Annotated in this window: 10 protein-coding genes and 1 other annotated feature; of the genes, 7 read left to right on the top strand and 3 right to left on the bottom strand. The window is 27.2% G+C overall.

Annotated elements, in window-relative coordinates:
- Positions 1-181: 181 nt before the first annotated feature.
- Positions 182-856: a hypothetical protein gene (locus EJJ37_RS16630; RefSeq protein WP_133016610.1), complete on the top strand. Its 675-nt coding sequence runs from the start codon at positions 182-184 to the stop codon at positions 854-856.
- Between the two features lie 113 nt (positions 857-969).
- On the opposite strand, the gene EJJ37_RS16625 is transcribed toward EJJ37_RS16630, so the two are convergent.
- Complete coding sequence (locus EJJ37_RS16625; RefSeq protein ID WP_133016609.1) at positions 970-1,302, bottom strand: HesB-like protein; 333 nt, start codon at positions 1,300-1,302, stop codon at positions 970-972.
- A gap of 178 nt (positions 1,303-1,480) precedes the next feature.
- Here EJJ37_RS16625 and EJJ37_RS16620 point away from each other — a divergent pair, with 178 nt between their 5' ends.
- The 4 genes from EJJ37_RS16620 to EJJ37_RS16605 all read left to right on the top strand — a co-directional run bounded on the left by EJJ37_RS16620 (position 1,481) and on the right by EJJ37_RS16605 (position 5,817).
- Positions 1,481-3,208 (top strand): NosD domain-containing protein, encoded by a 1,728-nt coding sequence (locus EJJ37_RS16620; RefSeq protein ID WP_133016608.1) that lies wholly within the window; start codon positions 1,481-1,483, stop codon positions 3,206-3,208.
- A gap of 222 nt (positions 3,209-3,430) precedes the next feature.
- The gene (locus EJJ37_RS16615) at positions 3,431-4,177 is read left to right on the top strand and encodes a polyamine aminopropyltransferase (RefSeq protein ID WP_133016607.1); all 747 of its coding nucleotides are present in this window, start codon (positions 3,431-3,433) and stop codon (positions 4,175-4,177) included.
- Positions 4,178-4,421: 244 nt separating this feature from the next.
- On the top strand, positions 4,422-4,733 hold the full coding sequence (locus EJJ37_RS16610; protein WP_133016606.1) for a hypothetical protein: 312 nt from the start codon (positions 4,422-4,424) through the stop codon (positions 4,731-4,733).
- 154 nt (positions 4,734-4,887) lie between these two features.
- A complete protein-coding gene (locus EJJ37_RS16605) occupies positions 4,888-5,817 on the top strand; it encodes an Rpn family recombination-promoting nuclease/putative transposase (RefSeq protein WP_133016605.1) in 930 nt (309 codons plus the stop codon).
- A 78-nt stretch (positions 5,818-5,895) separates the two neighbouring features.
- On the opposite strand, the gene EJJ37_RS16600 is transcribed toward EJJ37_RS16605, so the two are convergent.
- Complete coding sequence (locus EJJ37_RS16600) at positions 5,896-6,438, bottom strand: GNAT family N-acetyltransferase (RefSeq protein WP_133016604.1); 543 nt, start codon at positions 6,436-6,438, stop codon at positions 5,896-5,898.
- Positions 6,439-6,601: 163 nt separating this feature from the next.
- Between EJJ37_RS16600 and EJJ37_RS16595 the strand changes: the two genes are divergently transcribed.
- Both EJJ37_RS16595 and EJJ37_RS16590 read left to right on the top strand, forming a co-directional pair.
- Positions 6,602-6,970, top strand: coding sequence for a nucleotidyltransferase family protein (locus tag EJJ37_RS16595; RefSeq protein WP_133016603.1), 369 nt, complete (start codon positions 6,602-6,604; stop codon positions 6,968-6,970).
- Positions 6,963-7,388, top strand: coding sequence for a hypothetical protein (locus EJJ37_RS16590; RefSeq protein WP_133016602.1), 426 nt, complete (start codon positions 6,963-6,965; stop codon positions 7,386-7,388). Before EJJ37_RS16595 ends, EJJ37_RS16590 begins: the two co-directional genes overlap by 8 nt.
- 223 nt (positions 7,389-7,611) lie before the next feature.
- Here the strand turns inward: EJJ37_RS16590 and leuS are convergent, their stop codons facing one another.
- Positions 7,612-10,062 (bottom strand): leucine--tRNA ligase, encoded by a 2,451-nt coding sequence (gene leuS, locus EJJ37_RS16585; protein WP_133016601.1) that lies wholly within the window; start codon positions 10,060-10,062, stop codon positions 7,612-7,614.
- A 177-nt stretch (positions 10,063-10,239) separates the two neighbouring features.
- Positions 10,240-10,509: a binding site (T-box leader), on the bottom strand.
- Positions 10,510-10,577 lie beyond the last annotated feature (68 nt).

The following is a 10,577-nucleotide window of genomic DNA, read 5'->3' as shown; positions in this document are numbered from 1 at the left end:
CTTTCGAAGCTTTAGCACTTTTTCCGGAGAAAACAATATAAATTCTTAACGAAAATTACACTAATTCCTGGAGGTAATATCATTAATTTTCGTCATCACGGCACTTAAGCTTTAACGAACAATTTAGATAATTTGTCACGTGAGAGGGATTATGGTATACTAAGGGTAGCGGGGGTGGCGAATGAAGATTAAAACTAATATAAAAGATAATTGCTTTATAATTATTGTTGTTATATTAATGATAAGCTTTACAGTTAATATTTATCAGTCTATTTTGAATAAAAAATATTGCTATGAACTCGGAAAACAAAATTATAGTAAAATAGAAGAAATAAGATTTAGGAATGAATCTATACTTTCAATATTAGATAGTTGCGTTACAGCAAAAAGCGTTAATAACGTTGACCTTTTAACACTTTATAAAAATTATAGTAAAATTTCAGAAGCTGAATTAAGCCTTTGGAACAGTTATCTTACAGAAGATAATAAAACATTAAGAAAGTTTAAAAATAAGAGTAAAAACATAGTTGTAAATACGAAAACTAAAAATGAATTATACTCAGAAGTAGAAGAGTTGATTTATTCATATATTCAAAATGATATGACAGAAAAAATTGATGTTATAGAATTAGAGGGAAAAGTAGCTAATGACTTTAATACATTAAGAAGTATAGCATTAGATTTAAATAATTATTTTAATAGTTTTTATGATGAAAACTGTAATGTTCCTGAAGATAAAAAAGAAAAGATAATGATTAGTGAAGGTTATTGGGTAGATATTTTACAAGGAATTCAGGAAGTTAACAATAAATATGTGGAATATAGTTTTACATATGAAAATGTAAATAATAATTAAAAGTATTATAATTAAATTAGAGATAAGATATTCAGTATCTAAAAATTTAGTTTGAAATTAATTTTATCTATAATAAAAAAAGCTAAGCAAAATTGCTTAGCTTTTTTTATATCTTAGTGGTGACATCCACCGCCACAAGATCCGCATCCACCTTCAACTTCGATAACTGGTTTTAAAGATAATCCTCTACCACCATTTTCTTCAGATGAAAGTAATCTAAATCCACCGAATTCATCAACTAATTTTTCTTCTGCAATTAAAGTTATGTCGTTAATTTTTTCAGAAACGTCTCCTTCTTTTGCTTCATCAACAGTTATGTTAAAAGCTGGTCCGCTGCAACCAAATCCAGCTAAGTTAATTCTTATGCTAAGACTTTCTACTTCATTTTCTACAAGAAAAGCTTTGAATTCGTTATATGCTTCTTCACTTACTAAAAATTTATTCATAATATTCACCTCTTAAATTTATTCAAATCATGTTTATAGTATACCATATTACTCGGAAATAGCAATATGTTTTTTTATAAGTAAAATGTAAAAATATGACTTGATAATTAGTAAAGTTACTATCAATTATAATAACTTATGAATAGTATATCTTGTATAACTGATTTGGAGGATACTTATGGATAATCATATATTAAAGAAAGATTTATTAAATGGATATCCAAATAGGGATTATCATAATAAAACTCATTCAATTATAGAGGATATTACAGAGGTAATATTTTTAAGTGAAGATAATGGATGGATAAATAATTATGGAGATAAGGTAGAGATTGGAACCTGGGATAGAAATTCTAGAGTTGCTACTTTAGACAATAAAGTAGAACAAAGAGGAAAGTTATTCGTTATAAATGTCAACAATGCTACAATAGATGGAAAGGGTTCAGTTATTGGGAATGAAGCTATAGCAATAAATATTGTAGGACAACATGATGTTAAATTAAAAAATTTTATAATAGAAGACTGTGAATTAGCTATTCAGTTAGAGTTTTCACAAGAAATTTCTATTGAATATATGTCTTTTAAGGAAAATGAGCAAGCAATTTCAACAAATAGATGTAGTGAAATTAAAATAAAAAATAACTTAATAGAATCATCAAAAAATTCTTGTGAAGGAATATTTATATTAGATTCAGGAAAAGTAATAATACAAGATAATGCTATATATCTTAAGATAAGCTCAACTATTAATAATATGAAAGAGAATTATTCAGGAGTAATTACTGAAAATTCAACTACTATTTATATAGTAAACAATGAGATTGAAATTATTGATGGAAATAGTGAGATAAAAGATATAGAATCGTATTCTATAAATGGATATTGTATTAATAGTTATTCAACCCATGATACACTTATAAAATCTAATAATTTATATATTAGGAATAATACTTTTAATTTAAGCAATTGTGACTTAGTAGAGTTAAATTTTTCTTCCATTTGCTTAGATTCAAATAATTCACGAATAGATATTGAAGAAAATAATGTGGTAGTAGAATTTAATAATATTAATGCTGCCTATAATGAAGGTGGAATAGGTTTTTATGGCATTATTTATTGCAATGAAAATAGTGCAAATAGCATAAAGAATAATTTTATTTCAATAAATAGTAACATTTATAATTTAAATTCAACTGTAGATACTGTTAAGTATAATGATTTCACAGGAATTTTATTAGATTCTTACAATAGTTATAATGAGATAAATGGAAATCAAATAGATTTACAAAAAAATGTTGCATCATTTGAACCTGAGACAAATAAATCTGTAAACTTAGTTTGTGGAGTTTATTTTAATAGTGATAATACAACTAATAATATAATTGATAATGACTTTATAATGAAAGAAAATAATATAGCTAAAGGAGATTCTATAATAACTGATTTCTCTTTAGTTTATTTATACTATAATAATATTTGTAATACTATTAAGGGAAATAATTTAAATAGAAGTCAGGGAGATGGAATTATATTAGTTAGCAAAAATGATGTTACAGAAATATTAGAAAATAATATTATTAATAATATAGCTAATGGAATATTATTATCAAAATTAAGAAATATAGATTCAAGTAATACGGTTACGATAAAGGGTAATAGTATAATTAATAATGGAGAATATGGCCTTTATATTACTAGGGGAAATTATTTAAATATTGTAAGAGATAATAATTTTATTAGTAATATTAATAAGAATATTTATGATAATAACTCTTCAGATTTTATAAATTACTATGAAAAGAATTATTATAATGATTGGAAAGGGGAAGTTCCTTATATAATAGAAAGAGCTAAATTTATGGATTATCATTCAAGTAAAGAGCCATATAAAAAGAATAATGAGTAATTTAATAATAAAGTCGGTTAAGGCCGACTTTATTATTGAATTTTGAATAAATTGGCAATATAATATAAAAGGTATTGAAGATACTATTTATTAAGAGATACTTTGATGAGGTTTTAACTAGTTTAAATTATAATTTTTGTATAAATAAAAAAGAGTTAGTTAACATAAGGTTTAAACTATATAATAAATTAATATTATGTTGTAAAGAGAGGATTGTTAAATTTGAAGCCTTTTGATAAAAGCTATGTTTTGGACAAAATAAAAGAATATAATGGCAAAATAAATAAAAGCAAAATAGGTGATTATGAAATAAAATCAATAGATGGATTAAAAGGAATAGTTCAAGGATATCTATATGAAAAAGAAGATGAATATGATATAGAAATACTTGAGTTACATGGTCCTAGTCATATTTGGATGAGATTGACACCGTTAGAAATACAAGCTTCATACTTTGCTATAAGAATGGCAAAAGGAAAAGTTGGAGTTGTTGGATTAGGACTTGGATATGTAATAGAAGAAATGGCTAAAAAGCCAGAAGTAGAAGAAATAGTTGTTTATGAAATCAGCCAAGAGGTAATAGATTTATATTACAATAATTTTCCTAAAAATCCAAAGATAAAAGTGGTCTGTTGTAATGCTTTTGAAGCAGAAAGTAGAAAATTTGATTTTTTCTATGCTGATATTTATGAGTATAAGATAACATCACAAATAGTTGAGGATTATAAGAGATTTAATGAACTTCATGAGATAGAAGAGTATAGCTTTTTTGGAATGGAACACTTTTTATTAAGCTGTAGTTATACAGAAATAGTATGGGTGTATATACCAGAGAATTGGATGGAATCAAGTAGAAAAGCTTTTGAGTCAATACAGGAATCTAATCTTTTAGATTATTATGAAAAACTAGATGAGAACCTAGTATCTCAAGTACTGGAAGAATTTAAAATTGTACTAAATGACATTTAATGTAAGGGCCTCCGGGGTCAATCCAAATATTGGATTGACCCCGGAGGCAGCTCCATTTATTTACAAAAAATATTTGATTTTATGTTTAAGTTTTGAAAAAAGTGGCAATATTATTAATATCCCCTAATAATTTAAATATATATTTTACTGAAAAAAGTGCAGGATTCTCCCCCTATGCACTTTTTTTATATTGTAATAATTAATATGTGATGTTAATAAACTTATACAAAGGGAGTGATTATTAGTGAAATTAAAAAAGTATAAGTATTTAATTTTAATTGTAGCTATATTTTTGCTAGTAAGTTCAATTACTATATTATCAAGCAACAATAAGGTGCAAAAGCAGGATAAAGTAGTTATTAGAGAAGAGAATAGTGATTTAGTTAAAGATAATTATAAAAGTAATTTAGTTATTGAAAGTGATGATAATAATATAGTTACTACAGGAGAGGAAGAGGAGGGAAATATAAGAGTGTCACCAGAAAATGAAGGTGAAGCTATAAAAGTGATCCCAAATCCTAATTCAGATGAAGAAGTTATTTTAAAAAGGTTATGAGATTGAAGTAAGCTAGTATTAATGCTAGCTTTTTTATATAGAAGTATAATCAGTATAGCTACATTTTATTTTAAATATAAAAGTATAATGATATAATTAGCATATAAATGTAAATAATTTAACTAAAGATAAAATTTTCGGAGGAAGTAGTATAATGAATATAAATAGCAATAATTTTATACTTAAACCTAAAAATGATTATGTATTTAAAAAGATTTTTGGTGATGAAAGAAATAAGGATATATTAATAGCATTCTTAAAAGCAGTTTTAAAAATAGATATAGAAGATGTACAAATATTAAATAGTGAATTACCAAAAGAAAATATAGCAGATAAAAAAAGTATATTAGATATAAGAGCAACTATAAACAATAATGTAGAAATTGATATAGAAATACAAGTATCAAGAACAATTTATATGCCACAAAGAAGCTTGTATTATTGGTCAAAAATATATTGTGAACAATTAGAAAGTGGAGAAAAATATAGTAAATTAAAAAAGACGATATGTATAAATATATTAGATTTCAATACTTTAGATACTAATAAGTATCATAGTATGTTTAAGATAAAGGAAAATGAAGAAAATTATGTTTTAACAGATTTATTAGAGATACACTTTTTAGAAATGAAAAAGTTAGATGAATACAAAGAAAATGATGATTTATCACAATGGGTAAGTTTTATAAAGGCAGATTCAAGGGAGGTATTAGAGAAAATGGCTAAAGTAAATCCTAACATAGATAAAGCTATAAATGTATTAACTACAATGAGTCAAGATAAAAAAGCAAGAGCAGAATATCTTTCACGTGAAATGGCATTGCATGATGAAGCTACTAAAATTGAAGAAGCTATGGAAGAGGGATATGAACAAGGAAAAGAAGAGGGAAGGGAAGAAGGTATAAAAGAAGGAATAAAAGAAGGAATAAAAGAAGGAATAAAAGAAGGCATAAAAGAAGGGAGAGAAGAAGCTAATATAGAAGCTGCCAAAAAGCTTTTACAGTTAGGAGTAGATATAGATATAATAGTTAAATCAACTAGTTTAACTAAAGAGAGAGTTATGGAACTTCAAAAAGAAATTTAAATAAAAGTTATTAATATGTTCTATTTTATAGCATACATTATATGTAAAAATATGTAACTATAGAATAGAACATTTTTATTATTTCAAATTAAGTTCTGAAAATAAAATTATATCCTTAGGTGGAATACTATGTTCTCCAATGAACTTTTCCATCCAAATCATGTCATTCCATTGTTCAAACTTATATCCACATTTAGTAAAATGTCCAACGGTCGTATATCCAAATTTTTTATGAAAGTTTTCACTTTTTTCATTAGGGTAAGTAATACATGCATTTATATTAATTATATTTTGAAGCTTAAGATATCTTTCAAGCTCATTATAAAGTAAAGTACCAATTCCTTGTTTTGATGAATCTACCTCTACATAAATAGAAGTTTCAACAGCCCAATCATAAGCACGTCTACCTTTAAAAGCACTTGCATAAGCGTAGCCATAAATTTTATTATTTTCTTCAGCAACAATATAAGGATATTTTACTAATATGTTTTTAATTCTATTTTCAAATTCCTCTAATGTTGGAGTATCATATTCGAAGGTTATAGTTGTATTTTCAACATAGTATTTATATATGCTAAGAAGCTCTTTTGCATCTTCAGGTTTTGCTATTCGTACATTCATTTTTATCACTCCTAATTTTATTAATATTTACTATTATATTACCATGTTTTAATTTTAAATTGTAATGAAACAATAAGAAGTAAAAGGTATCAAATATATATAAATAATCTGATATAATAATAGTGTAAAGAGTTAATAATTTAAATATAAAGGAGGGCTCTGGATGGAATTAAAAGATATATGTATAGAGATAGCAAAAAAATACAATATAGATACAATTGGTTTATTTGGAAGTAGGGCTAGAGGGGATTTTCAAGAGCAATCTGACTATGACATATTTATAATAGGAAATATTGATTTAAATACAGAGCTAAGACTTGAATATGATCTTGAAAAAAAATTAGATAGTGAAGTGGATGTTATAAAGATAAATAATGATATAGATAAAATGTTTTTAAAGAATATACTTAATGAAGCTATTGTATTTTTAGATAGAAATGAAGCATTTAATAAAACTTATAGAGAAATAGAAAATTTCTTCATAGAAAATAGTGATTTTATTAAGTTAAGGGAGAGAGATTTAATTGGTTAATTATAGTAGAGTAGTTAAGTTATTAGAAGATTATAAAGAGTGGAAAATTGAATGTTTTGAATGTATTGAAGAGATAAACAATAATAAAAATGAAAAGATTAAGAAAATATTATTTCATAGTATGAGAGCCTATTTTTTAGATTTTCATATACTTTGTGAGGATTTTATATCTATAAGTTTAAAGGAATTAAATAAATTTAAGATAGGAATTTCAGCTATAGAGGGGATGGAGATATTAAAAGATTCATCTTGTATAAGTGATGATTTCTTTCATTTTTATTTTATTTCAAGAAAGCTAAGAAATAGATTGGCACATAGATACAAATTGCCTAAAGATGAAGAATTATTACTTAATTTGAATGATAATTTAAAAAGCATAGAAGAGTTAGAGTCAGTTATAGCAACTTTATTAAAATAATATTTAAAATACAGAAATAGTAGATAGATTTATTGATTAAATAATATATCTGCTATTTTTTATTATATATCTTAATTGCAGTTATTAGTGTGTTTTTAAGTTAATAGAATTAGAAGAGACTATATCAAAAATTACGGGTGTGTAAATTAATTTGATATAGCCTCTATTTATTTTATATTTTATCTAGGAAAGCAGATTTTTAACTGCGTTCTATTAAGTTATACTACTTTACAACTATATTTACAAGTCTTCCTTTAATAACAATAACTTTTACTATAGTTTTTCCTTCAGTAGCAGCAACAATAGCTTCATCAGCTAAAGCAGCAGCTTTAATTCCTTCTTCATTTAAGTCTGAAGCAACATTAATTCTGTTCTTAATCTTACCATTAACTTGGATAGCTATTTCAACTTCATCTTTAACTAAAGCTTTAGCATCATATGTTGGCCAAGCTTCATTAAATACTGAATACTTACCAGTTAATAATGACCATTGTTCTTCAGCAAAGTGAGGAGCAAATGGAGCTAAGATCTTAATAAAGCTTTCACATACTATCTTTAAGAAAGCTAAGTTCTTAGTTTTTTCTTGAACGTACTTAGATAAAGCATTGATGAATTCCATCATTCTTGCAATAGCAGTGTTGAATTGCATCTTTTCACCATCTTCAGTAACACCTTTAATAGCGTTATTTAACCAGAAGTTTAATTCTTTTTCTGCTTTATCCATAGTATCTTTGTTGTTTGTACCAGCTTCAATAGCTTCTCTACAGATAGTTAAGTATCTTTCAATTCTATCTACGAATCTAGCAACAGACTTAATACCGTCATCACTCCAAGCTCCACCTTCAGTGTAAGCAAATCCGAACATTAAGTACATTCTAAATACGTCTGCACCATATTCTTTGATGTAATCATCTGGAGAGATAGTATTTCCTTTAGACTTAGACATCTTTAATCCGTCTGGTCCTAAGATAAGTCCTTGGTGAGTTAAGCTCTTGAATGGTTCATCAAAGCTTAAGTAACCCATATCTCTTAAAGCTTTAGTTATAAATCTTGCATATAATAAGTGCATACAAGCATGCTCTGGTCCACCAACATATTTGTCAACAGGAAGCATCTTATCTACTTTTTCCTTATCAAAGGCAATTTCAGTATTTTTGTTATCTACATATCTCATTTGGTACCAAGAAGAGCAAACGAATGTATCTAAAGTATCACATTCTCTCTTAGCTGGCTTACCACAACAAGGACAAGTAGTATTAACGAATTCTTCGCACTTAGCAAGTGGTGACTTACCATCTGGAGCAAACTCAACATTGTATGGTAATTCAACAGGAAGATCCTTTTCTGGAACTGGAACAGCACCACAATCTTCACAGTAGATTACTGGAATTGGAGCTCCCCAATATCTTTGTCTTGAAACTAACCAGTCTCTTAATCTGTAATTAACTTTAGCAGAACCTAAACTATCTTTAGCTAATTTTTCAACAATAGCTTCTTTAGCTTGCTCTGTAGTTAATCCATCGAATTCACCAGAGTTAACTAAAACACCATATTCACAGTATGGTAATTCAACTTCTTCGTCTTTTTTGCTAGTTATAACTTGATCTATTGGTAAGTTAAACTTAGTTGCAAAAGCATAGTCTCTTTCATCATGAGCTGGAACAGCCATAACAGCACCAGTACCATAAGTTGCAAGAACATAGTCACCAACCCAAACTGGAACTTCCTTACCGTTTATAGGGTTTATAGCATATGAACCAGTGAATACACCAGTTTTTTCTCTTGTAAGAGATTGTCTTTCTATATCAGATTGCTTTTTAGCAGCTTCTTTATATTCTTCAACAGCAGCCTTATTTTCAGCAGTAGTTATTTCATCAACTAATGGATTTTCAGGAGCTAAAACAACATAAGTAACACCGTTTAAAGTATCAACTCTTGTTGTGAATACATTAAAGTTAATATCTGAATTTTTAACTTTAAAGTTAACTTCAGCACCAGTAGATTTACCAATCCAGTGTTTTTGCATAGCAACTGTCTTTTCTGGCCAATCTAAAGTATCTAATTTTTCTAATAGTTCATCAGCATATTCAGTAATTTTGAAGAACCATTGAGTTAAGTCTTTTTTAGTAACTTCAGTTGAACATCTTTCACAAGCACCATCAACAACTTGCTCATTAGCTAAAACTGTGTTACAAGATGGACACCAGTTTACAGGAGCTTTTTTTCTGTAAGCTAATCCATTCTTTAATAATTGTAAGAAAACCCATTGAGTCCATTTATAATATTCAGGAGTACAAGTTATAACTTCATTTTCCCAGTTAAACATTGCTCCCATAGCTTTTAATTGTTCTTCCATAGTTTTAATATTCTTTTCAGTAGAATCCCATGGATGAATTCCTGTTTTTATTGCAAAGTTTTCTGCAGGTAAACCAAAGGCATCAAATCCCATTGGTTGGAATACATTGTATCCTTGCATTTTCTTTAATCTTGCCCATGAATCAACAGGTCCGTAGTTAAACCAGTGACCAGCATGTAATTGGCTTCCTGATGGGTAAGAGAACATTTCTAAAACATAAAGTTTTTCGCCCTCTGCATCTGGATTAAATTTGTAAAGTTCAGTTTCTTCCCACTTCTTTTGCCACTTTTTATCGATAGCAGTTCCGTAGTTACTCATAATTTAAATCCTCCTTTAGGTAGTGGCAAGTGACAAGTTACAAGTGAAAAGTTAAGGAGGAAACTCCTAAGGGAGTTTCTAAAATTCAGCCTAAGCTGAATTTATTCATTAACTTGAAACTTATCACTTGTCACTTGAAACTTGCTAAAAATATATAAAAAAAGCCCTTCATCTCAATTAAGAGACGAAAAGCTATATTTCGCGGTACCACTCTTATTAGAATTTAGTAGTTTAGTTTAAGTGTAGTAAATATAATAACTTGCCACTTATCACTTTAAACTTGTCACTGACTAATTTCTCACTTAAATCCATAACGGGGATTCCGTACTTGCTTCTAAACAAGTAAGCTCCAAGGCAAGTTCCTATAAATGTATCACTGTTTCGCAGCAACCAACAGCTCTCTTAAGATTACAATATTATAGTACTACTCCTTTTCAAAGCAGTAAAAATATTTTATTAATATTTTAAACAATAATTAATTATATAGTAATTCATTAGAAGAAGTCAAGATATGT

Origin of the sequence: Clostridium cuniculi (genome assembly GCF_004353185.1) — a bacterium.
GTDB lineage: Bacteria > Bacillota > Clostridia > Clostridiales > Clostridiaceae > Clostridium > Clostridium cuniculi.
This window is presented reverse-complemented; position numbering and strand designations above follow the sequence as displayed.

Excerpts from the sequence above, each read along its gene's own strand:
- leuS (WP_133016601.1), bottom strand. The coding sequence starts at position 10,062 with ATGAGTAACTACGGAACTGCTATCGATAAAAAGTGGCAAAAGAAGTGG.
- EJJ37_RS16600 (WP_133016604.1), bottom strand. The coding sequence starts at position 6,438 with ATGAATGTACGAATAGCAAAACCTGAAGATGCAAAAGAGCTTCTTAGC.
- EJJ37_RS16605 (WP_133016605.1), top strand. The coding sequence starts at position 4,888 with ATGAATATAAATAGCAATAATTTTATACTTAAACCTAAAAATGATTAT.
- EJJ37_RS16595 (WP_133016603.1), top strand. The coding sequence starts at position 6,602 with ATGGAATTAAAAGATATATGTATAGAGATAGCAAAAAAATACAATATA.
- EJJ37_RS16630 (WP_133016610.1), top strand. The coding sequence starts at position 182 with ATGAAGATTAAAACTAATATAAAAGATAATTGCTTTATAATTATTGTT.
- EJJ37_RS16625 (WP_133016609.1), bottom strand. The coding sequence starts at position 1,302 with ATGAATAAATTTTTAGTAAGTGAAGAAGCATATAACGAATTCAAAGCT.
- EJJ37_RS16620 (WP_133016608.1), top strand. The coding sequence starts at position 1,481 with ATGGATAATCATATATTAAAGAAAGATTTATTAAATGGATATCCAAAT.